20 protein-coding genes are annotated in these 23,752 nt (G+C 54.4%); 6 read left to right on the top strand and 14 right to left on the bottom strand.

From position 1 onward, the window contains the following. The first annotated feature begins 172 nt into the window (after positions 1–172). The 3 genes from rbsK (at position 173) to FIV45_RS16880 (ending at position 5,297) form a co-directional block, all read left to right on the top strand. Positions 173–1,108, top strand: coding sequence for a ribokinase (gene rbsK, locus FIV45_RS16890; RefSeq protein WP_165777041.1), 936 nt, complete (start codon positions 173–175; stop codon positions 1,106–1,108). A gap of 184 nt (positions 1,109–1,292) precedes the next feature. Further along, the gene (locus FIV45_RS16885; RefSeq protein ID WP_181040101.1) at positions 1,293–2,582 is read left to right on the top strand and encodes an MFS transporter; all 1,290 of its coding nucleotides are present in this window, start codon (positions 1,293–1,295) and stop codon (positions 2,580–2,582) included. A 456-nt stretch (positions 2,583–3,038) separates the two neighbouring features. After that, complete coding sequence (locus tag FIV45_RS16880; RefSeq protein ID WP_165777040.1) at positions 3,039–5,297, top strand: TonB-dependent receptor; 2,259 nt, start codon at positions 3,039–3,041, stop codon at positions 5,295–5,297. Positions 5,298–5,437: 140 nt separating this feature from the next. Here FIV45_RS16880 and FIV45_RS16875 read toward each other — a convergent pair whose 3' ends face one another. After that, a complete protein-coding gene (locus FIV45_RS16875) occupies positions 5,438–5,914 on the bottom strand; it encodes a flavin reductase family protein (protein ID WP_099473717.1) in 477 nt (158 codons plus the stop codon). A 321-nt stretch (positions 5,915–6,235) separates the two neighbouring features. On the opposite strand from FIV45_RS16875, the gene FIV45_RS16870 reads away from it, so the two are divergent. Next, a complete protein-coding gene (locus FIV45_RS16870) occupies positions 6,236–7,624 on the top strand; it encodes an amidohydrolase family protein (RefSeq protein ID WP_099473715.1) in 1,389 nt (462 codons plus the stop codon). Between the two features lie 49 nt (positions 7,625–7,673). Here the strand turns inward: FIV45_RS16870 and FIV45_RS16865 are convergent, their stop codons facing one another. From FIV45_RS16865 to FIV45_RS16830, 8 genes are all read right to left on the bottom strand, one after another. Next, positions 7,674–8,057: a nuclear transport factor 2 family protein gene (locus FIV45_RS16865; protein WP_165777039.1), complete on the bottom strand. Its 384-nt coding sequence runs from the start codon at positions 8,055–8,057 to the stop codon at positions 7,674–7,676. After that, positions 8,041–8,547, bottom strand: a complete 507-nt coding sequence (locus FIV45_RS16860; RefSeq protein ID WP_165777038.1) for a VOC family protein — start codon at positions 8,545–8,547, stop codon at positions 8,041–8,043. Before FIV45_RS16860 ends, FIV45_RS16865 begins: the two co-directional genes overlap by 17 nt. A 226-nt stretch (positions 8,548–8,773) precedes the next feature. Next, entirely contained in the window at positions 8,774–9,553 is a 780-nt protein-coding gene (locus FIV45_RS16855) for an IclR family transcriptional regulator (RefSeq protein WP_099473710.1), read from the bottom strand. A 95-nt stretch (positions 9,554–9,648) separates the two neighbouring features. Beyond that, entirely contained in the window at positions 9,649–10,440 is a 792-nt protein-coding gene (locus tag FIV45_RS16850; RefSeq protein ID WP_165777037.1) for an HpcH/HpaI aldolase family protein, read from the bottom strand. An 8-nt stretch (positions 10,441–10,448) separates the two neighbouring features. Next, positions 10,449–10,826 carry a cupin domain-containing protein gene (locus FIV45_RS16845; protein WP_099473706.1) on the bottom strand — a complete coding sequence of 126 codons (378 nt, stop codon included), beginning with the start codon at positions 10,824–10,826 and terminating at the stop codon, positions 10,449–10,451. Between the two features lie 148 nt (positions 10,827–10,974). Beyond that, entirely contained in the window at positions 10,975–11,943 is a 969-nt protein-coding gene (locus FIV45_RS16840) for a helix-turn-helix domain-containing protein (protein ID WP_099473704.1), read from the bottom strand. 165 nt (positions 11,944–12,108) lie between these two features. Continuing rightward, positions 12,109–12,918 (bottom strand): 4,5-DOPA-extradiol-dioxygenase, encoded by an 810-nt coding sequence (gene ygiD / locus FIV45_RS16835; RefSeq protein ID WP_099473702.1) that lies wholly within the window; start codon positions 12,916–12,918, stop codon positions 12,109–12,111. A gap of 1 nt (position 12,919) precedes the next feature. Beyond that, the gene (locus FIV45_RS16830; RefSeq protein ID WP_099473700.1) at positions 12,920–14,179 is read right to left on the bottom strand and encodes an aromatic ring-hydroxylating oxygenase subunit alpha; all 1,260 of its coding nucleotides are present in this window, start codon (positions 14,177–14,179) and stop codon (positions 12,920–12,922) included. Positions 14,180–14,428: 249 nt separating this feature from the next. On the opposite strand from FIV45_RS16830, the gene FIV45_RS16825 reads away from it, so the two are divergent. Next, on the top strand, positions 14,429–15,283 hold the full coding sequence (locus tag FIV45_RS16825) for a TauD/TfdA dioxygenase family protein (protein ID WP_099473698.1): 855 nt from the start codon (positions 14,429–14,431) through the stop codon (positions 15,281–15,283). A gap of 88 nt (positions 15,284–15,371) precedes the next feature. On the opposite strand, the gene FIV45_RS16820 is transcribed toward FIV45_RS16825, so the two are convergent. From FIV45_RS16820 to FIV45_RS16810, 3 genes are all read right to left on the bottom strand, one after another. Continuing rightward, positions 15,372–15,863, bottom strand: a complete 492-nt coding sequence (locus FIV45_RS16820; RefSeq protein WP_099473696.1) for a VOC family protein — start codon at positions 15,861–15,863, stop codon at positions 15,372–15,374. A gap of 72 nt (positions 15,864–15,935) precedes the next feature. Continuing rightward, positions 15,936–17,486: a hydantoinase B/oxoprolinase family protein gene (locus tag FIV45_RS16815; protein WP_099473694.1), complete on the bottom strand. Its 1,551-nt coding sequence runs from the start codon at positions 17,484–17,486 to the stop codon at positions 15,936–15,938. Position 17,487: 1 nt separating this feature from the next. Continuing rightward, positions 17,488–19,569, bottom strand: a complete 2,082-nt coding sequence (locus tag FIV45_RS16810) for a hydantoinase/oxoprolinase family protein (protein ID WP_099473692.1) — start codon at positions 19,567–19,569, stop codon at positions 17,488–17,490. 228 nt (positions 19,570–19,797) lie between these two features. On the opposite strand from FIV45_RS16810, the gene FIV45_RS16805 reads away from it, so the two are divergent. Then, positions 19,798–21,321 carry an AMP-binding protein gene (locus tag FIV45_RS16805; protein ID WP_099473691.1) on the top strand — a complete coding sequence of 508 codons (1,524 nt, stop codon included), beginning with the start codon at positions 19,798–19,800 and terminating at the stop codon, positions 21,319–21,321. A 21-nt stretch (positions 21,322–21,342) separates the two neighbouring features. Here the strand turns inward: FIV45_RS16805 and FIV45_RS16800 are convergent, their stop codons facing one another. After that, the gene (locus FIV45_RS16800) at positions 21,343–22,686 is read right to left on the bottom strand and encodes an FAD-dependent oxidoreductase (protein WP_099473689.1); all 1,344 of its coding nucleotides are present in this window, start codon (positions 22,684–22,686) and stop codon (positions 21,343–21,345) included. 211 nt (positions 22,687–22,897) lie between these two features. Continuing rightward, a complete protein-coding gene (locus FIV45_RS16795) occupies positions 22,898–23,749 on the bottom strand; it encodes a carbon-nitrogen hydrolase family protein (protein WP_099473687.1) in 852 nt (283 codons plus the stop codon). Between the last annotated feature and the right edge of the window lie 3 nt (positions 23,750–23,752).

The following is a 23,752-nucleotide window of genomic DNA, read 5'->3' as shown; positions in this document are numbered from 1 at the left end:
GTGACGTGGACAGACCATCATAAGGCCATCCTGAGATGGATGTAAATAATTTACAGATTGACTTAAACGATTAAGTCGTATAATTCTCATAAGAGGACGCGCAGAAAAGAGGCGGGTCTCGTTTCCGGGGGAGTTTAAATAAAGGTAATGATAGTTGCAGGGTATGAAGCCAGTGTCCGAAGTTAAACGAATAACTGTTGTGGGAAGCATTAATTCCGATGTAACGGCTTATGTCCGTGAATTTCCGGCGCATAATCAGACGGTTCTCGCTCGGGAATCGACTTTGACGGTTGGGGGGAAAGGGCTGAACCAGGCCGTCGCGGCGGCATGTGCCGGGGCGGAAGTAACCTTGATTGCCTGTGTGGGGGATGATGTGTTTGGCACGATGGCGCAGACGTACCTGAAAGACAAACAGGTGGGCATCTCTGCCGTGCGTCAGGTTGCGGCAACGGCGTCAGGGACAGCGAATATTATGGTTTCGGAGGGAGGCGATAATATGATCGCCGTCGCAATGGGGGCAAATGCCTGTCTTTCACCGGAGGACATTCAGCGTCATAAAGCCCTGATTGAGGCAAGCGATGTGCTGATCGTTCAGCTGGAAGTGCCCGAGGAAACCGTCAGGGAAGCTCTTAAGGTGGCCCGGGATGCCGGGGTGATCAGCATTCTGAATCCGGCGCCGGCGCTTGGCTCCGCGGGGGAACTGCTGAGGCTGGCGGATATTGTCACCCCGAATGAAACAGAAACACAGGAAATAGCCAATATTTATCCTGGCAATCCGGGAGACGCGGCAGAGGCGGCGGAGAAGCTGAAGCAAAAAGGGGCGCGCAATATTGTTATTACAATGGGAAGCGCCGGGTATTTTTACGACCTTGAGGGCGAGGCGCGTTTTGTGCCGGCGCGCAAGGTCGAGGCTCTGGACCCGACAGGCGCGGGCGATGTGTTTAATGGGGTCCTGGCGGTGGCGCTGGCCAAAGGAAAGCATTCTGTTCTGGCGGCGCAATATGCGGCGGCGGCGGGTGCACTGTCCGTGATGCGGCCCGGGGCGGAAGGCGCCGCACCATCCTGGCAGGAAGTGGAGACATATCTTGGGGGAGCAGGCCGGATTTAACATGCGGCTGCTCAGTATTTATTTAATATATGAAAGAATAAGGGTAAGGTTGTTTTGTGACCAGACCCAAGGCCGAGAGAAGGAGTGTGTCGATGAGTAGGTATAGGTTTGAGGTGGACTATCATGGCGATTTCTGCACAGGCAGCCAGAAGCATGGCAGAGAAGATGCAGAGGGGACAGAATGATGGCGAGGTCTAATGGATTCGGCATTTTGTCCCAGGCGCACGGGGCGGTATTATCTTCAACCATAGGAATTTCCGTTGGCATTACCTCTACGGTCATGACGGTATTTGGTCTGTTCCTGATTCCGATTTCGGAAGAATTCGGCTGGACACGATCCAGTGTTGCCGTCGTCTTGCCAATTCTGGCGATTACCAGCGCCCTGATTTATCCGGTAATTGGCCATCTGGCGGATCGCTATGGATCACGGATCGTGGTTTTGCTGGGCAGTATATTGTTTGCGGCCTCCGTTGCCCTGGTGTCCCAGGTCAAGGGATTGTTTCAATTCTATGCTGTCTATACGTTGATCGGGATTACGGGGTCGGTACTGGGGCCCATCATTTTCACAAAAGTGATCGCCGGTTGGTTCAATAAAAACAGAGGCTTCTACCTTGGGATGGTCAGCGGTGTCGGCAATGGTGTCGGCAGCACGGTCATGCCGCTTATCGTGGCGGCGCTGATGGCGGAATATGGATGGCGCGGGGCGTATCAGGGCATCGGCCTGATTATCTTGTGCCTTGGCATTCCGGTGCTGTATTTTCTGTTGCGTGACCCGCCACCGTTAGAGATTTCCGAAGTTACCCCTGATGGGGAAAGTGCGGTGGGTTATAGTTTCAGTCAGGCGCGTAAAACCAAAGCCTTCTGGATGATCATTTTGGCGATCCCCCTGTGTGCTGGATGTATGATGGCCGTCTTTATTCACGTTGTGCCGATGTTGCTGGACCGGGGTTTCCCGGTAGGACAGGCGACGACGGTGTTGGCGACATTCGCCCTTGTTACCGTGGCGGGGCAGATTTGTGCCGGCTGGCTTCTGGACCGGTTGGCCAATCCCCGGGTGGTGGCGCCGCTTTTCCTCGTCGCAATGCTGGGTATTCCGTTACTTGAATTTTCTGACAGTTATCCCGTGTTGCTTTTGTCGGCGGCGATGATGGGAATCGGCCTTGGGACAGAATTCGGGTTATTGCCCTACTCCATTTCCCGCTATTTCGGACTGAAGTCCTATGGCGCGATATCCGGGGTTATGTACAGTGCTGTCGCCATGACTACAGGGTTTCTTCCCGTATTGATGGATGTGGTGTTTGATCTGTCCGGCAGCTACCAGATTGCCATGGTTGCGATTACGGCGGGCATGTTGGTTGGGTCGCTGTTGGTTGCCTTCCTGCCGCCGTTTTCGGCGGTGATGAAAAAGACCAGCGCCGAAAAGACCGCGCTCCATTTGGGGGACCTTGCGGACGAGAAAAGTATGTCTTTGTGACCGCATGAAGGAGTCTGTGGAAAAGTTTAAATTAAACGTTTAATTTTAAATCATTGAAGAATATAAATAGTTTGGAGTTCCTCTGTATGGGAAGGGGTGTTGTTTTCCCTTGTTATTCGTTCATCTTTAACTGCAAAAGGCGATGTTACAGGCAGCTACATGTCTTGACAGAGGTAAAATAGTGAGGTATTAATTAAACGATTAAGTTATATTTTGTCAATGGCCCGTATCCTGGGGTGAGGATCTCGGAAAATTATTGCCAAATGTGAAATGTCGTGACGGGCGGAGGCCCGGAACGCAATGCCTGGGAAGTTACGGTCACTGTTATTTGAGGACCGGGAAACTGATAAGAAAAAATATCCCCTTCCCTATAGGCATAGAAGGCGTACTGCAGTGGCGTTGATCTAGATAACGCTGGTCTTGGGAGTTATGAATATATATTCAGGGAGAATGGAGATGCGTAAGTACAAGTCAGAAGTAATAAAAGCCAGTATCCTGGCGGGAGTGTCCTGGGGGGCGATGCTGACCGGGGGCGCTGTCGTCGCCGCGGAGGCGGATGCGGCAGCCGAGGGGCCGCTGGTTCTGGAGGAAATAACGGTTACAGCGCGAAAACGCGATGTGGCTCTGCAAAATGCACTGGTGGCCGTTTCGGTTGCCTCGGGGGATACCCTGGACAGCAATAATGTAATGAAAATGGATGATTTCAACGGTTTTGTACCGGGGCTGAACATCACCAAGAATGACGGCGCCGGCCGGGTTGTCGCCATTCGGGGGGTTGGCTGGGAAACATCACAAAACCTGAGTACGCAACCTGGTGTCCTGTTCTATGTGGATGGTGTCTATATCGCCAATCCACTGGCGATCGGCATGGACCTTGGGGAGCTGGAACGGGTCGAGGTGTTTCGCGGACCTCAAGGCACGGAATTTGGCCAGAACACAACAGGTGGCGCCATTAATGTCGTGACCAAGAAGCCGGATCTTAATGGATTTAGCGGTGGTGGTGAGATCAGTCTGGGCACCTATAATCTGGTTAAGGCGCGTGGACATCTGAATATTCCTTTAAGTGATACAATGGCGGTGCGTGCTTCCTTGCAGAAACATTCCCGCGATGGCTTCGCCAAAGTTACCGGAATTGAAGACTACGATCTGGATGATGCAAATTCAGTCACCGGAAAACTTGCTCTGGCCTGGGAACCAGCCGAGGATATTTCCGTATTATTGACAGGGTTCTGGCAGGATTCGGAGCAGCATGGAGCGGCGGCGAAAAGTGTGGACGACCCGATTGCTGATGCCCGGGTCTTGACCCAGGATTACGCCAGTACGTTTGAACTGTATAACTCGCAATATTATGCAGTTGTCGAATGGAAAACGCCAATTGGGGCTCTTAAATCCCTGACGAGTTACCAGTATCTGGAAAAACATCAGACGGTTGACGCGGATCGTCTGGATTTCGCCACGGCCGGTTTTTATGATGTGGTGCCGTTATGGGACAATAATTCCAAGGCGTTCTCACAGGAAATCAACTTGTCATCGGATGACGATGGTCCGGTTCAGTGGACTGTGGGGGGCTATTATCTCTGGCATAAGAATTATCAGGATATCCTGGAACTGGTCAGCACTACGCCGGCGGGGCCGGGAGATCTTGATGTCCCGTCCAGCCCACCCACCAGTTTCCCGGCCAATCTGAATTTCCAGACCACAGATACGGTCACCCGGAAAGATTCTGCTGTCTACGGCCAGCTGACCTGGTCGTTGACGGACTGGTTGTCTTTCACCGGCGGAATGCGTTATCAAAATGATAAATCCCATAGTGACGCCAGCGTCTTTTATGGTTTCTTTGGTCCGCCTGTGGTGGTTGACACATCACATAATGCCTTTACCTGGAAGGCCGGGTTCGACATTTCGTTGAGCGAAGATAATGTCGTATATGTTTTGGCGTCGACAGGTTACCGCAACGGCGGCAACAATAGTGGGTCGCAAAATGCTTACAATGTGCCGTTTAATTTCAAACCGGAAACGGTTCGATCCTACGAAATTGGGTCGAAGAATAAATTCTTTGATAAGCGCATGCGTTTGAATATTGCCGCTTTCTATTATGACTATGAGGATTATCAGTTTATCGCCGAGGACGCTTTTCCTTTCTCCGGCGGGGCGGACAATATACCGGGCGCACATATCTATGGGGTAGAGGCTGAATTTTCCTGGCTGATTTCCGACAAGCTGCGTCTGGATGGCTTTGTGGCGGCGCTTGATGGTGAATTTACCGAAGATTTTTACGCCATTGATGTGGCGGAAGTCGCAGAAAGAGGCTTTGAGTATAATGTTCCCGGTCGTATTGGGCTGCTGCGGAACCTGAACGGCAACGAGCCGGCGAAACTGGTAAGCCTGACCAGTCGGATGAGCCTTACTTATGCAACGGAAATTACGAACAAGGGGGATTTGACTGTCCGGGGAGACTATGTATATCGCGGCGATTTTGAATATCGGGTGTTCAACAATCCGACGGTGGACAAGGTGCCGAGCTATAACATTGTGAATCTTAATGTGCAGTATAAGCCGTTTGACAGCAGGTTCAGTTTCTCCCTTACGGCCAGTAATTTGTTTGACAAGGACGGGGTGAATTCTCGCTTTACCAATCCTTACGGGTCTTACCGGACCAGTGAGGAATATATTCCTCCCCGGGAAGTTGTGGGCAGCGTTAAAGTCACTTTCTGAGGCGGGCGTCGCGGTCCCTCTTAAAGCTTTGGCTTTTCAAGGGACCGCATTGATTTTGAGAACAGCAGATACATAAAAGCCCCCGGTGTTTCGGGGGTTTTTTTTGTGCCGGATATTTGTGATGTCAGGGGCGGATTGGTTCAGACCAACGAGGTGTAACGGCTATCGTGAAACACAAGGGGAGCGCCGTCATTTTGTCTAATGTCGTGTATATGTCCGACTAAAATTACATGATCGCCGCCTTCATGACGCGCAACAATCCGGCATTGAAAGCGTGCGATATGGTCCGGTAAAAGGGGCACCCCTTCCAGACCTTCTTCAGGGGTCAGGTTGGTAAATTTATCTTCCCCCGGGGAGGCAAAGTGATTGGACAGATCCTGCTGGTTCTGACCCAGGACATGAAGCGCGTAATAATTGGCCCCGGTGAAGACGTCGAAGAGATCTGATTGCCGATCAATGCTCCACAGAATAAGCGGCGGATCTAGGGACACGCTGGCGAAACTGTTGATGGTCATGCCGACGGGCTGATGGGAGGCATTGGTTGTGGTGACAACGGCAACGCCGGTGGGGTAACGCCCCAGTGCAGACCGTAATGCAGCAGGTTCAATTTTTGACATGGACAAGCCTTTTTTATGATATGTTTCTCAAGTTCATGATATGCTAACCTATTGTAATATCTTAATCAATTCATGAGGTTGATCTGCACGGCGTGACAAGTATATGTGCGTACACGGTCAAGTGCCTGACCTGGAATAAGCTATGATGACTGTAATAAAAAAGCCGGGGAAACTCCCGGTGGGAACGTGATCTGTTGAGGGGGGAGCGCATTCGTTTGTCGGATGCTGACCATATGTGTCTTGAAATGATGTCGTGCTGTTGCTATGCCGGAAGCACGGCTTTCATGTAAAGGCCTCTGTTTAAAAAGGGCGAAAGAAAGAATGTCTTGTACAGTTGTTGATACGTTAATCACCGGGGCGAAAATAATTACCATGGACGCGGAACGTCGGGTTTATATGGATGGGGCCTTGGCGATAACGGGATCTCAGATCACGGCGGTGGGACCCCGACAGGAAATCGAGCAGAAGTATCGGTCAGACCATGTCATTGATGGGCGTCGGTTTGTGATCTCGCCTGGATTCGTCAACAGCCATATTCATGTCACAGGCGATCCCTTGACGCGAAATTATGTGCCGGACGATATTCATTGTCCGCCGGCAGAAAAACTGACCAAATGGGTGTTGCCCCGTTATGAGGCGCATGGCCCGGAAGATGAAAAAGTCTCCGCCCAGCTGGCGGCGCTTGAAATGCTGCGTTCGGGGGCGACGAGTTTTATCGAGGCCGGTACCGTTCGTTATCTTGATGAAGTGGTTGAGGGGGTTGACAGTCTCGGCATTCGGGGGCGTGTCGGTGCCTGGGTCGGCGGTCGCGCCTATGATGCGTCAGAAGACCAGGCCAAACTGAACCGGGAGGCAATACGACAGCTTGAAGATGAAGTGGCCCGCTACCCTGCAGGGGAGGACGCCCGGATTTCCGCCTGGCCATTGCTGATCGGGCATTCGACAAACTCGGACGAAGTATGGCTGGCCGCGAAACAGATTGCAGATGACAAGGGTTTGGGCATCTCAGCGCATATGAGCCCCTACAAGGATGACCCGGACTGGTTTCTTGAGACATATGGCCGCCGTCCCATCGAACATCTGGCCGATCTTGGGGTGTTGGGTGATAATATCTGCCTGACTCATGTGGCGCATATTGATGAAAGTGAACGACAGCTGATCGCGGACAGCGGTACGAATGTGATTTTTTGTCCCCTGCCGGCCCTGAAGGGGGTTTTTGGCATCACCAGTGTCGGACGTTTCCCGGAAATGGCGGCAGAGGGAGTCAATATGATGCTGGGTACGGATGGTTATGACGCCGACATCATGCATTCGGCCCAGCTGGTGGCGGCCCTGTTCAAGGATACACATCTGGATACCCGGGTTTTTCCGGCGCATGAGGCGCTGTCCATGTTGACGCTGAATGGCGCCAAAGGCATGGGAATGGCGGACCGGATCGGGTCACTGGAAGCGGGTAAGAAGGCGGACTTCGTGTGTCATGACACCGACCGCCCGGAATGGCGGCCGTTGCTTAGTATTGTCAATCAACTGATCTGGTCGGCCGACGGACGCGGTGTACATAGTGTCTGGGTGGATGGCGTGCGGGTGATCGATAATTATCATTCGACCATGATTGATGAAGACGAACTCTATGCCAATGTTCAACGATGTGGCGAAAGGGTTATTGCGCGCAGCAAGGTGCCCTTCGTTTCCCCCTGGCCGGTTTTATAAATGTGGTCTTATAGCAAAGAACCTGAAGAAGGACGAGTCCGGCGTCGGTTTATAGGCCGATGCCGGTTTGTTTCAGGTAGGTGAGACCGTCCCAATAATCGCTGCGGATACTGACCAGACCATCTGTGGTGGTGATGATCATGACCCCCTTGATGTTGAGAGGCTGCTGATTGTTTTCCGCGGTCATGTGATAGGCAATAACAACCTTGTTGCCGTCAACGATGACATCTTCGGTCGTATAGTGGAGATTCCGGAAGCTGGAAAGGTAGCCTTTCAGGCGTTCCAGGTAAAGGTCCCGCCCAGAGAAACAGCTGCCGAAGACGCCCATCTGGTTGTTTTGAAAATCCTTGGTGACATGGGCGGCCACTTCCTCCGGATTGCCGGAGGAGAAAGCGGCGAGATAGCTGAGCGCGATGTCACGAGGCGTTGTCATGGGATCCCCATATTTTTCTGGCTTCTTCATAAACGCCCTGATCATACGAGAATTCGACATTATTGCCATCAGGATCTTTCAGAAAACAGATATAGCCGATGGGCGGGGGCATTTGTGTGGGGGGCAGGGCCAGACAACCTTCCTGCTTCGCGGTTTCTGCAATCCGGTCAATGTCTTCCCGTGCGATAACCTCTATTCCGATATGGGCAAAGGGGCCAAGAATGCCATGATTGGCCGGGGCAAAAGGATCTTTGCCCTCGAAAAACTGCGCCATAACCAAAATAAAGGGGGAGTCGGCCTGGGCCGGGTCGGAAGGATCACCAAGCCAGGCGCCATAGCCGTTTTCATCTTCGGTGCGGCTGAGAAGAGACATATGCGTGTGTTTTTCATACCAGGCGATCGACGCATTGATGTCCTTGACGATCAGCGCCAGATGAGTCCAGCGCTGGCGCGGGGGATGAACCTCGTAATTTTGTGTTGTCTCGGTCAAGAAACGCTCTCCTCGCAAACGGGACATAAAAATCATTAAACGTTTAACTTTTATATCATATTAAATCCAGATGGCGCAAGCTCATAGCTGTGACGGGGCATGATATTTCCGTCGGGCATGGTGGGCGCGCCGTGTCGGGAAATTATAAGGCCGGATGTGGTCGGGCGCTTTCACCCTGGCGCACGTATATTTGTTTTGTGACACGCAAATTCTGTTACTCCGGGGATCAGGCGGGAAGACGCGCACCGGTATGGCCAAGGCGCAGGGACACCTGATGGGCGGCTGCCTGAATGGCATCGATGAGAGAGGGGGCGGGTTGCGGGGTGATATGCTGCACGGAGCCGACGATGCTGATGGTCCCGGCGAGGACTCCGGACCGTTCAAAAACCGGCGCAGCAAGGGCATTGATGCCGATGAGGGCTTCTTCGGGGGCGACGGCCCAGCCTTGTGTGCGGATCAGGTCAATTTCTGTTTCAAGTTGGGGAATATCAGTGATGGTTTTGTGTGTCCATTGTCTCAGGGCTTGGTCTTTTGTCTGGTCCCAGAGATGTTGTGGGCCGAAGGCCAGGGCGATTTTCCCCTGGGCGGACGAGTGGAAATCAAACAAGGTGCCCGGCGGCGATGTAATTTCAATTTCAGACCGGCTTTTGATGATGTCCAGAATGCGGACTCCGGTTTCTTCGATTTGACCAACGCTGACGGTCTGGTTGACCTGCTGGCGCAGGGCCGGCATGATGCGGCGGGCTTCGGACAGAAATTCAATCTGCCCGGCAACGGATTGGCCGATATGGAACAGTTTGATCGTCAGAAGGTATTTCTCGGTGACCGGGTCCTGCATGACATAATTATGGTCTACCAGAGTGCGCAGATGGCGATAAATACGGGGTTTCGTGGCCCCGACAGCGCGGGCGAGTTCGCTCACGCCAACAGGGCCGTTTGTCTGGGCCATGGTCTCCAGAATGGTGAGCGTCGTGGCGACGGATTGGATCGGAGCACTGTCAGACATGATAAACCTCGGTCAAAATAACTGTAATGAAATCAGAGTGTAATGGCAAAGAACATCCAGGTAAACAGAAAGCTGATGCCGGGATTTTTCGCTTGTTATGGGTTCTTTGATGCAAAGGCGTCTTTGAACGCGGCGCTCAGGTTATCTGCCGCACGGGTCAGAAGGGTTTGATCGCTGGCGATAAAATACAGGCTGATCCCTTTCGCATGCCAATCGGCAACCTGGCCGAGGTCGGGCAGGAAAATACCCAGTGTTTTTTGCTGGGTGCGGCCGGCTTCACAGATGGTACGGACTGGGTGCTCCAGTCGGCTGGTATCCGAGAGGTTAAAACCATAAGACACTGCCAAGTCCGCACATCCGATAAACAGCGCATCAAGGCCAGGGATGGCGGCGATCTGATCAATGGCGTCCACGGCGGCGGCATCTTCTATCTGGCCGATGATAATGGTGCTGTTATCGCTGGCTTCCCGGTAGGCGTCCGCGGTTAACGCGCCGTAGCGGGCCGCCCGATGAGAGGCGGCGAAGCCGCGGCGGCCTTGTCGATACGTGGCGGCGGATACGGCGGCGCCGGCATCCTGAGCCGATGTAATATGAGGAATGATGACCCCGGCGGCCCCTAGATCAAGAGCGTTCTGGATGTGGGATGGATGATGATCCGGCACCCGGACAAGCACCGGAATTTCAACGGCGCGGGCCGCCAGAAGACAGCTGTCAAGACGGTCGACGCCAAAGGGCGCATGTTCGGCGTCGAGCACCAGAAAGTCAAAGTCAGCCGCCGCCATGAGTTCTATAATCTGCGGCGCGGGAATTTTTATGAACAGCCCGCAAGTGGGCTGTCCGCTGCGGATGCGCTGTTTCAGGGCGTGTTGGCGGGCGAAGTGCTGCATGATGTGCCTCATTCCTGATCGAAGTCGGGCTGCTGATAGTCCACCAGATGGCGATAATCTTCCCGGATGGGGCTAAAGATATCGAGATTCATCACTGGTTCGTCTCCGATCGGCTCGCCGTAATGCACCACATTGGGGGGAATGCGAATCATGCTGCCGGGGCCACCTTCTATGACTTCGTCGGCGACATGAAAGCGGATACGGCCCTGAACAATATAGGCAACCTGCTCAAAAGGGTGACTGTGGGGATTGGTTTCCATGCCTGGTTCAAGCCAGTTCATGACCATAAGCACATTGTCGCCGCGAAAACCGGCGCGGGAAACCCCGTCCCGTACGACTTCTTTTGGCAAATCATCCCAGTTATAGACCCGTGTTTTTTGAGTCATGTCAAGATACCTCCCTGACGCATGGCGTCTCGGCGCGGCATGCGTATCGCTATATGAAACATTATTTGTCACTATGAAACAATAGCGGTTATCTGCTGAAGGGTCAATGTTTTTGCCATAGAAATGAGACGGATTCACATGGGGAAAATCAAGCGGTTTCGTCCTGGTCTTGCGGGGTATGCTGGCGGCGAAAATCCCGAGGCGAAATGCCATAAAGGTCACGGAAAGAGCGGCTGAAATAAGCAGAACTGTTGAACCCCCACCGGAAACAGATTTCTGTAATGGAAATTTGGCTGTACAGGGGGCTGACAAGGTCCGCCCGGCAGCGTTCAAGCCGGCGCGTCCGGACGTAATTGCTGAATGTTTTATCGGCCAGTGTGAACAGTTTCTGCATATACCGCAAGGAGACGCCGTGTGCTTCTGCCACTTGTGCCGGGGCGAGGTCGGGATCGCCGAGCAGGGTCTCGATGGTTTGACAGATGCGGTGCAGGTTATCGGCCCTTGTATTGGCGGCATTGCCAATCGAGAGAATGCCCTTTTGTTCGGCGATGCAGGTCAGGAGAAGCTCGGTCAGGGCCAGTTCAACAGGTCGCAGCTGGGCGTCATTGATATCATCCAGACCATCGGCCAGCGCGCGCAGCATACCCGAGAGCACATGATTGATGCCGCTTTGGCCCGGCAAGTGTCCCAAGGTCAGGGACAAGGGAGAAATCAGGCGGGGGTTAATGGCCAGACGGGGCAATTTGATGAATATCTGGCGGAAACGGCTGGTGAATTTCAAGGTGGCCCCGACAGCCGTGGGACCATATATGATGTCGTCGGGAATAAGCTTGATGCTGTTTTCTTCATGAATCAGCATTGCCTCGCCTTCCAGAAGCAGGGTCAGCCAGATGGCTTCTTCCTGAGGGGGGTATTGTCCGGAAATTTCCTGGGGGTCGGCATCGACCCGGGCGAATTCAAGCCCCAAAGGAGAAATGATGCAAGATACACTGCCACGGAAATTGTCAGTTTTCGGCAGATTTCCAAGGGGCAGGCACAGACGGTCCATAGCGGAAAGCCAGGCATTTTGACGCTCGGATTCAGGGAATGCCTCTGTTGTGAACTGCCAGGTTTTCATGATGCGCCTTCTTGTAAGTGTCCTTTTGTGGGGTCAGCCAAAAACGCTTCCCGGATATTTCGTTTCCGGAAAGCGTTGATTGATAGCATAGGTAAACAGACCTCCGCTGTCCAGATGGCTTAGCTCAGGATGCCTGAAATACACCGTTAAGGACACCCTGGATAATCAGGCTTTCGGGTGTTGCAGCACAAAGCTCATCATGCTGAGTGATTTATACTGGATAAAATCGGGATCAAGGGTCAGCTTGTCTGTTCCATCGCGGGCTCCCAGAACATAAAACAGGGGCCAGAAGTGATCGAGATCAGGTACCGACAGACTGGCGTCCTGACCCAGAAGGTCAAGGTCAAACAGTCTTTCCGGCGTATTGTCCGTGATGCAATCCCGGACCAGATCATTAAAGCGTATCGCCCAGTCATAAGGCTTTGCTGCCGGACTCCAGTCCATACGACCCAGATTATGAACCACATTGCCGCTGCCGATGATCAACACGCCTTCGTCCCGCAACTGACGCAGCCGTTGCCCGAGTTGATAGTGCCATTCGATCGGCTTGCGGGCATCCATGCTGAGCTGGATTACCGGAATATCGGCCTGGGGGAAGGCCTTGAGCAGAACCGCCCAGGTGCCATGATCCAGTCCCCAGTTATGGTCCAGTGTGACCGGCAGCGGCGAGAGCAGGTCCTGAACGCGCTTGGCCAGTTCAGGGGCGCCCGGTGCGGGATATTGAAGGTCAAACAGAGGCCCCGGCAGACCGCGTCCGAAATCATGGATGGTGCGCGGCTTCTGCATGGCGGTTACCGCTGTGCCCCGGGTACACCAATGCGCGGAAATGCACAGGATTGCCTTGGGGCGCCCCGCTGTCTTGACTATATTCCGGGCGATCTTGGCCCAGGTTTTGGTCGAGACATTATTCTCCAGAGCATTGGTCGGGCTGCCGTGTCCAAAAAAGACGACCGGCATTCTGTGAGGAGAGCTCATATCAGGCTTCCCCCTTCTCACACAGGGCGCTGGTGTCGCTGCATTGCCCTGGCGCGGCCTTGGCCGGGCGGGAAACCATTCCGGTTTTCTTCATTTTATCCCAGCAGTCCTGATAGCGGGGCACCAGCCATGAATTCAGTTGCTGTTGGGCGCTTTCCTGCCAGGAGTAGCGGCCCCGGATGGCGAAGCGAGAGCGCAGGCCCACCTGAACCATTTCATCGACATGTTGGTCCTGAGCCATAATTTTCTGCGCGGTGGCCATATTGGCGGCGAGGCAATCTTCAAAAGCAGGACTATCCATAGCACCCGGCGCCACGAGAAGGCCGGTATCCATTTCATGGCTTTCGGGTCCGTTCGCCCGGACATTAAGATAAAAGACCATATCATTGGTCAGAACCAGAGACAGGGTTGGCGGAATATTGGCGAACAGCATTTGATTGCGGTCAGCATCCTTCAGGTTGGGAAATACGGGCAACAAAGCCTTTTGGCTGGCATTGAAACTGGCGTCGCTGTGGGTTGTACCGTTCAGGCGGCAATAGCCGGCGGTGTCGGCGGGCATGTCCGGGAAACTGGACAGTTCGCTGGGGACAAAATCATGGTAATGTCCGCCGTGCAACCGGCTGGCGTGATAGCCGTCATTGTTGTTTTCGAACATCACTTTCCAGTTCCAGGGGAACTTGTCGGCTTCTTCCGGTTTGCTGCCCTCGGCATTGGCCAGGTCGTAGGGTTCGAGAATTTTGGCGACGGCTTCCAGGCGCGGGGCCAAAGGGGCGGCCTGGTCATCAAAGTTGATAAAGACAAATCCAAGCCAGACTTCCACCTTGAAGGTCGGGAGTTTGATGTCGGTTTTGCTGAAATCACAGGTTTTTTCCATGGCCGGACCATTTAGAAGGTCACCGTCGAGAGAATATGTCCAGTGATGATAGGGACACATAAAGGCGCGGGCATTACCGTGGCCTTCGGCGACAAGCATCGCCCGGTGCTGACAGACAGATGACATCGCCTTGAGGTCGCCCTGACGGTTGCGCACGACAATGATGGGTTCGCCAATCAGTGTGGTGGTAAAGTAATCTCCGGCCTCTTTCGCCCAGGATTCGCGTCCGACGCAGAGCCATTCATGATTGAACAGCGCTTCTTTTTCAAATTCATAGAATTCCGCATCGGTATAACAACCAGGCGGCAGGGTTTCTGCCTCCTCGACGGGGAGGACAGAGCTGTCGAGACTGTTAAAGAACTGATCATTCAGCAGAGACTTATGCATTGTGATACCCTTTCTGGCGCGATTTTCGCGCTTCCCTATATGTTTATTTAATCCACGCACGAGAGTAGAACAGCCTGATGATCCGGTCTTGCACAAAGGCGCACACAGACTTGGTAAATTAGGCGCACAGGCAGGCCAGCGACAATTCACTGGGCGCTTCAGTGCAAGATTGTACAACCGCCTTGTCGCTATGATGTCTGGCAATATGGAAAGTGAATATTATATTATCAGACAAGTAAGGGAGACATTATGAGTAATGACGTTAAGTTGGATATCCGGGAACTGAAACCCGGTTTCGGGGCGGAGGTGACCAATGTGGATATTCCCACAGCGGACGCGGCAACGCGGGCCAAACTGGTTGAAACCTTTCATCACCACGGAGCTCTTCTGCTGCGAAACCAGAAAATGACGCCGGATGAACTGCTTTCATACCTCAGCCTGTTCGGTGAGCCGGAGGGCCATACCCTGGCCCAATATACCCTGCCGGGATATCCCAATATTTATATCCTGTCCAATCGGGAAGAAAATGGTCGCCCCATCGGGGCCCATAATGACGGCGTCGGTTGGCATACGGATTATTCCTACAAAGAAGAGCCGGTGCAAAACACCATGCTGTATGCGCTGGAAGTTCCCCCGACAGGAAGTGATACCCTGATCGCCGACTGTTGTGCGGCATATAACGCTCTTACCCCTGAGCGGCAAAAAGAACTGGATGGTCTTGTTCTGCATCATAGCTATAAATATTTCATGGAAAACCGCGAGTATGGCAGCATGAAACTGAGCAAGGAACTGGAAGAGCAGAACCCGGACGTCTTTCATCCATTGATCCGGACTCATCCGGCGGATGGCCGCAAGGCATTATGGGTCAGCACCGGTACGGTCAAGGAAATTGTTGGCATGCCGAACCCGGAAGGCTTGGAATTGATTGATGAATTGGTTGATTTTGTCACTCAGGAGAAATTCACCTATCGTCACAAATGGCAGGTTGGTGATGTGCTGACCTGGGACAACCGCTGCACGTTGCATACCGGCACGGTGTATGACGATGAGAAATATTACCGGGTTATGCACCGGTTGTGGGCCAAAGGGGACAAACCTTACTAAGGTCCAGGACAGACAATCAGAGATGAAAAAGCCCGCTGGCGAGTAAATCGCCAGCGGGCAAGTTTTTACAGCAGGGGAAGAAGGACGTCTATTCCCGAGTGTAATCGTCCGGAACCTGAGGGCTGTCTCCTCCTTTGCCCCAAAGGATGATTTCATTGCCCCACGGGTCACGGAAGGCGTCATTAAATCCATTGAATTCAGCCCAGAAGTGATTGCGCCAGAGAATTTCTGCGCCGCGTTTGACTGCTTCGCCGAGAATGCGTTCAACGGAATCATCATCACTGACCATTACCCAGATCCGGGCTTTGCGGCCGGTTTCGGCCACTTGCCGGGGGGCGACGCCTTCGGGATCCGGGTGAGGCCGGGCATTGGCCGCATTATGGATGCCCAGATGCAGATTACCGATCTGGCTCTGGCTTTTGTCGGGGTTCAAAAAGTTCTGCCCGGGCACCATGCGGTGAAAGACGCCTTTGGGGCGTGGGTCGTTTTCCCAGCCAAAAACAGCGGCATAGAATTCGCCCGCCGCAGCAGGGTCATCAGAAGTCAGGTCAACAAAAATCAATGTGTTGGGATAAGTCATGGTTCAGTATCTCCTTAAGGTTTAGGGGAGCCTACGGCCCGGTGGGGCCGAAGGCGGGTTTTTCAGGACGGATCAGGCAGGTTTTCCCATACCTCCGCCGCCCGGAGTCATCATGAGAACTTCGTCGGTGGCCGCCATGGCGATCTTTTTAGCGGCATTGCTGGCCACGCCGTTGATCTGGAAGCCGCCGGCAGCACCCGGAGCGCCACCCTCGAGACCTTCGGCCTGGGTTTTCAGGCGGCTGGGGATGGCGTTCAATGCCCATTCGGCGCCAGACCGCATGCGGAAACCGATCTTTTGACCGTCACCACCGTTGTACAATCCCTTGCCGCCAGTGTCGGGTAGAAGTTCCTTGCAGGTGAACTCGATCGGAATGGACGCTTCGAGAACCTCGATTGGCACCGCCGATACCCCGGTGGGATAACAGGTTGCCGACAGGCCCTTCTTGGTCGCCCGCGCGCCCATGCCGCCGGAATAGTTGAACATGGAACTGGTGAAGGGCTTGCCTTCCTGATCATGGCCCTGAACCTGAATGGTCCAGACCGCGCCGGAGCCTTCCGCCAGCGTCCGTTCCGGGATCACCTGGGACAACGCTTTCAGAATGGGGAACGGCACATACATGCCGACCACATGACGGGCGTTTACAGGAGACGGATATTGCGCATTGATGATGCATTCCTTCGGGGCCTTGACCTTGATCGGGGCGAGACTTCCGGCATTGTTGGGCAGGTCGGGATTCAGGACGCTGCGGATGGCGAAAGTGCTGTAGGCATGGGTATAGGCCATCACCACGTTGATGCCCAGTTTGCTTGGCGCGGAGCTGCCTTCGAAATCGATCAGAATTTCGCCCGCGTCCGGATCAATGGTCACCGCGGTTTTCAGGGTGATGATCTCACCGCCCGGCACATCAAAACTGGTTTCTCCGTGATAGGTGCCTGGCGTGATATCGCGGATGGCGTCCTGGGTGGCTTTTTCTGACCGGGAAATGATTTCTTCAGCCAGTTCGTCAATATCCGCAAGGTCGTATCGGTCACACATGGCGTTGAGGCGTTCGCCTCCGATTCTTCCGCTGGATGTCTGGGCGCCCAGATCACCGAAAATGGCGTCCGGGGTGCGCACATTACGGCGAATGATTTTATGAAGGGTATCATTGGGTTTGTCCCGTTCATAAAGTTTCAGCACAGGGATCCACAAGCCTTCCTCGTGAATGTCGCGGGCCCCCGCGCCAACCCCGTATCCGCCAATATCTGTATGATGGATGGTGGAACCGCAATATCCAATAATCTTGTCATTACGGAAAATCGGGGTCAGAAGGGTAATGTCGAAAAAATGTCCGGCAGAAAGCCAGGGGTCATTGGTGATCAGCACGTCGCCGGGGTAGATATCTTCTGGCGGGATAATGGCGATCATTTGCTTTGCCGCCGCCGCTAATGAGTTGATGTGACCGGGGGTGCCGGTGATGGCCTGGGCCACCATGCGGCCTTCGGAATCAAACAGGGCGGTGGCGAGGTCGCCGGCTTCACGGACGATCGGACTAAAGGCAATGCGTTGCAGCGCCTTGGCCTGTTCGCTCACTATGCTGATGAGGTTACTCCACATGATTTCAAGTTGAATGCCGTCCATTTTACTGATCTCCCTGTTCTTGTTTCGTGGCGATGAGACTGCCATCCGTGTGCACCGACATAGTCCAGCCAGGCAGGATGAAGGCGGTTGTCTCGCGTTCTTCGATAATGACCGGACCTTCTATTTCCTGTCCGGCGGCGAGCGCCCGACGATCATAGACCGGTACGTCTACGGCGCGGTCTTCCAGATAAACCGCACGGGTTGATTTGGCGTCGGCCGGGCTGTCGGGAAGCTTGATATTGACTTCGCGGCCTGTGTTGCCGCCGTGGGCCGTAACCCGCCAGTTGACCACTTCCACGTCCATATCGTCGAGACATACGCCATAGAGAGCGGCATATTGTTGTTCAAAACGGTTGCGGAAAAGATCCGGATCGCGGGTATCGCGCGGGTCGCTCTCCAGACTTACGGTGACTTCGGTCTGTTGCCCTGAATAACGCATATCGGCCGCGAATTCATAGGCCACGGCTTCCCGGGTAATACCGGCTTCCATCAGGGCGGCTTCGCCTTCCAGAAGCATGGTTTCGATGGTGCGTACGATGCCTGACCAGTCCAGGTCTTTCAGTTTGGACAACCCGCCCCGCACCAGATCAAGCCGGGCCGGGGTCACCAAGGTGCCGAAGGCGCTGAGGACGCTGGCCATTGGTGGATAGATGACCTGTGTGCTTTCCAGCCGATCGGCGACATAACAGGCGTGAACCGGTCCCGCCCCGCCAAAAGCCAGCAGAGGCAGGCCGCGATAGTTGATGCCCCGGTCCGTTGCATGCGCGCGGGCGGCGGCGGCCATGGATTCGCCAACGACGCTGAAGATGCCCCAGGCGGTTTCTCTCAAGGACAGGTCCAGTTTGTCCGCCAGTTGCTGAATGGCCTGTTCGGATTTTGTAATGTCCAGTTTCATGTCGCCATTGAGGAAGTTGTCGGGGTCCAGAATGCTGAGCACGACATCGGCATCGGTGACACAGGCCGATGTACCACCGCGGCCGTAACAGGCGGGGCCGGGGTTAGAGCCGGCGCTGTCGGGACCCACTTTCAACAGGCCGAGACTGTCGACGCGGGCGATGGACCCGCCGCCGGCGCCGATTTCAATCATATCAATGGAAGGTACAGTTACCGGCATGCCGCTGCCCGGTTTGAACAGATACTGACGGTCAACCTCGAAATCACCAACCACGAGTGGAGAACCGTCCTGGATCAGGCAGGCTTTGGCGGTTGTCCCGCCCATATCGAAGGAAATCAGATTGTCAAAACCGTATTTGCGGGCGATATGACCGGCGACAAGCGCGCCGGCGGCCGGGCCTGATTCAATCATGCGTACAGGAAATGTACCGGCAACCCGGGCGCCGATTACGCCGCCGTTGGACAGCATGATCAGGGGCTCGTTTGTGATCCCGGTTTCTTTCAGTTTTTCGATCAGGGCGTTAAGATAAGGCCGGGTGATCGGGACGGCGTAGGCGTTGACCGCCGTGGTGCTGGCCCGGAGATATTCCCGCATCTGCGGCGCGACATCGCTGGACAGGGTCACATAAATTTCAGGAGCTTCGTCGTTGAGAATACGGCGAATTTCCTGCTCATTGGCGGGGTTGCAGTAACTGTTCAACAGACAAACGGCAACCGACACCACTTTCTTGGCCATCATTTCACGGGCGACTTCGCGGACGGCGGCTTCATCGACGTCCTGGCCGACGGTGCCATCGGCATAAATGCGTTCTTTAACGCCCCAGGTGACGTCGCGGGTGATCAGGGGGTCCGGATATTCGATCTGGGGATCAAACATGTCATAGCGATGTTCGTCGCGGATATAGAGCACATCCCGGAAGCCTTCCGTCACGATCATGGCGGTTACATCGCCTTTACGTTCGATCAGCACATTGGTCACGACCGTGGTGGCGTGAACCACAACATCATCCACATCTTTCAGTTCGATCCCGGCCCGACCAAGCGCGAGTCCGGCTGCGCGAAAGAAACCCTCGAGCAGATCATGGTGTGTGGTGAGGGTCTTGTCGGTCCAGCTGCTGCCGTCACTGCGGATCAAAACAACATCTGTAAAGGTTCCGCCAATATCAATTGCAAGGGCATATTTCATCATGCGTCTTTGCCTCCTAATGGTTACATACAAGTCAATCGTTTCGTACAATGAAATAACATTTATACTAGCGATACGCTAACTTATTTGATATCATCCGTCAATACAGCAGTTGTGATTTTGCTGCTTTCGGCAGTATGGCGCGGGGTTTCCCACCCTCCGTATTGTTGCTTTAGGCGATCTAACAACTTGTAATAAAAAGGTTTTATGTAATAACAGGGATCAGTTAAAATGAATATTGCCATCCATATGACGCGGGCGGGTCAGGTCTACAGAGAATATCCGGCTATTGCGGAAGGCGACATCCTGTTGTCGAATTACGGTGATCTGGCCCATCGTGTGGCCTGTATCGCCACGGCGTTGCGCCAGGAATATGGCTTACAGGTAGGTGATCGGGTGGCGTTAATCCTGCGCAACTGTCCGGAATATCTTGAATTGCTTTATGGGTGCTGGCATGCAGGTCTGGTGACGGTTCCGATCAATGCCAAACTGCATCCAAGCGATTTCGCCTATATTCTCGCCAATAGTGGAGCAAAACTGTGTTTTGCCTCGCCGGGTCTGGGGGGGACAGTCCGGAAAATAGACGGTGTCGTTCTTGAAGAGGTGATTGATGTGCCGGGCAAAAACTACAGCGGTTTTCTTAATCACGCGCCTTCTCCTGTGGTGTATCGCGCACCGGAAGAGACCGCCTGGCTGTTTTATACCAGCGGCACCACCGGCCAGCCCAAAGGGGCAACGCTTAGTCACCGCAATCTTCTGTCCATGTGTCATTGTTATTTTTCTGATGTCGATTCGGGAGGACCCTGGGGCGCATTTCTGCATGCGGCGCCCATGAGCCACGGGTCCGGTCTCTACGGTCTGGCTCATGTGATGCAGGGCAGCTGTCATGTGATCCCGGAAAGCGGCGGTTTCGATCCAGCGGAAATATATGATCTGATTGAAAGCTGGCCGGGGGTGAGTTTTTTTGCCGCGCCGACAATGGTCAAGCGGTTGCTGGATTTTCCAGATGAACGGGATACCCGCAATCTGAAAACGATTATTTACGGCGGGGGACCCATGTATGTGGAAGATTGTCTCGCGGGATTGAAGCGTTTCGGTCCCAAACTGGCCCAGTTGTATGGCCAGGGGGAAAGCCCGATGACCATTACCGCCCTGAATGCCGCCTTGCATCAGGACAGCGACCATCCGCGGTGGCGGGACCGGTTGGCGTCTGTTGGTGTCGCCCAGAGTGCGGTCGAGGTGCGGATCGCGGATGAGGCGGGTTCTTTCCTGCCGGTCGGCGAGGTCGGCGAGGTCGTGGTGCGGGGCGATACAGTGATGACGGGATATTGGAATAACCCGCAGGCGACGGCGGAAACGGTGAAGGAAGGCTGGCTGTATACAGGAGATTACGGGGTTCTGGATGCGGATGGCTTCCTGACCCTGAAAGATCGTTCCAAGGATGTTATCATATCAGGCGGCACCAATATTTACCCTCGGGAGGTGGAAGAGGTTCTGTTGCGTCATCCTGCGATAGAAGAGGTGTCGGTGATTGGACGTCCGGACCGGGAATGGGGGGAAACGGTTGTGGCTTATGTGGTGGTTTGTTCTGATGCGGCAACAGACCAGGTGGCGTTGGAAGATTTCTGTCTGACGCATATGGCCCGCTTCAAACGGCCAAAATTTTACCGCTTTGTTGAACAACTGCCGAAAAACAACTATGGCAAGGTGCTGAAAACCACCCTGCGGAAATGGGACCAGACCGATGAGGTCTGATCCCCTTATGGGGTAACGTTCTTATTCCGGGGACAGGCTGTGTCGCAAAGTTTTGTGATCTTTACTGTGATCTCCTGTCAGGGCAAAAGCATGCAGCTGTCCGGCGGGCGATTTAAACAGGGCCCTGACATTATAGCCGTCTGTCTCGACATGCCAGGTGCCGTTCACTGTCGGCGAAAGCGGGGTAACCACCACCGGACAGGCCGGCGTCTTGACCACCACCGGCAGAGGCCCGAGGGCCACCGCCGTTGGGGTCCCCGCAAGTGTTCTGGCCAGGGCTTTGGCCGATGCGACCAGAGGTTCCACATACATTCGTACCTGGCCGTTTAGTTCTGCACAGTCGCCGAGCGCATAAATATGTGGATCGGACGTGGCCAGATAGTCATCGACAATGATGCCCCGCCCGGTCTTGAGACCGGCAGCCTCGGCCAGTTCTATACGGGGTTTAAGCCCGACGGCCGAGATGACCAGATCGCTTTCCAGAAGGGTGCCATCGGACAGGGTCAGTAGAAACCCGCTGCCCTGTTTTCGGACATCTGTGACGGTGCGGTTCAAATAAAACCGTCCGCCCAGATCGCCGAGTGCGGTTGCCAGGGCTTCTCCGGCTTCTTCAGGCAACAGGCTGGACATGCAGTGGCCGGCCGGGTCTATAATATCCACATCGAGTCCGGCATTGAGCATATCATTGGCGAATTCACAGCCTATCAGGCCGGCCCCGATGATTGCCACCCGCGATGCGCCGGCCAGAGCGGTTCTGAAGTTACGGTAATCCAGCAAATCGTTGATCCCCAGGATCAGATCGCGGGCATCGCCCGTGACGGGGGCGGGGATTAGTCCGGCGCCGGTGGCGAGTACGAGTTTGCCATAGATCATCTCTTCTTTGCCCAGGTGGATTGTTTTGGTGGCGGGAGTAATCCCGGTCACTACGGACAGGGGGATGACCTCTGCGCCGGGGTCTTGGGCCATCACCAGATCATCGGGACATTTTTTTTCAGTGAGCATGCACGACAGGTTCGGTTTATAATAAGGCTGTGCCTCATCCCGGCTGATGATTTTGACCGGGGTCTTGCTATCGTGTTTGCGGAATTCCTTGGCCAGATTATAGGCGGCCATGCCGGCGCCGATGATCACCACCGGAGCCAGGGTCGGGTCGATGCTGTTCGATTGCGACATGTCGGGGGCTGATGAAACCGCGGTGTCCTTGATTTCGACCATGTCGAAGTCTTCTTTTCCCACACCGCAATAGGGACAGGCCCAGTCTTCGGGTACATCTTCCCATCGGGTACCGGGGGCGATGCCGTCATCGGGCCACCCTTCCGCTTCATCGTAAATCAGGTCACAGACCAGGCATCGCCATTTTTTCATTGTTGTACAGGCTCCGTTTGTAAGCCCCTGACCGGGGCGGCTTTAGCCCACTCTAGGGAAAGGTCGCCGGGGGCGTCTTGCATTTATGCGCCCAAATATTTGCGAGAGTTTACTAGACGTTGCAGACCCTCGCGCCAAGGCCTGTCATCATAATCAAGCCGGCGAAAATGATTATTCCAGTCCGGCGCGGGGGATCTGACAGGTGGTTTATTCAGGACGTGCGTTGCGGCAGGGCGAGGGGACCAAGGCTGTCAAGATAGGTGGCGCGGTTTTTCAGGCCTTCCTGGGGATATATATGCCCGCCGTCGCGGAAACTCTTTAACGGCTGACCCAGCCCCATAATGCCGCGCTCCCGCGTGCGGCGCACCCGCTCAAAGTCAACTTCAATCAGCATGACCTCTTCGGTGCTGCCGGCGCTGTGCAGGATATCGCCTTCCGGTCCGACAAGCCGGGACTGCCCCCACCCGAGGGCGCCCGCGCCGTTGATATCTATGATATAGCTCTGGTTTTGCACGGCGGTCGCCCGGACGATCGACAGTTCCACATCGCGGTCCTGGGTGTTGGTCAGGGTGGGGTGCAGAATGACCTCGGCGCCTTCGCTGACCATGGCGCGGCTGTTTTCCGGGAACCACATGTCATAGCAGATCGACAGGCCAAAGCGCCCGACGTCCGGCACATCAAATACACAAATGTCCTGTCCCGCCGCAACGCCTTTCTCATAGGGATAAAAAGGATACATTTTACGGTAGCGGGTGACGACTTCCCCGGCGGGGTTGATCACCGGTGCGGTGTTAAATATTTTGCCGCCGGATTTTTCATAAAGCGAGCCGGGAATCAACCAGATCCCCAGTTCTTTTGCCAGAGAGCACAGGCGGTCCTCTGCGCGCGACGGCAAGCTTTCGGCTTCTGACATGGCGGCGCCGAAAATGGCGAGCTCGCTGATCACGACCATCTGCACCCAGGGAAAACGGGCCAATGTGGTGCGGGTTTTTTTAATCACCAGATCCAGATTGTCATTTGAGGCGAGCTCCAGCTGCAAACCTGCAATCGCAAAATGTGTCATGGG

The organism is Paremcibacter congregatus (assembly GCF_006385135.1).
Lineage (GTDB): Bacteria > Pseudomonadota > Alphaproteobacteria > Sphingomonadales > Emcibacteraceae > Paremcibacter > Paremcibacter congregatus.
This window is presented reverse-complemented; position numbering and strand designations above follow the sequence as displayed.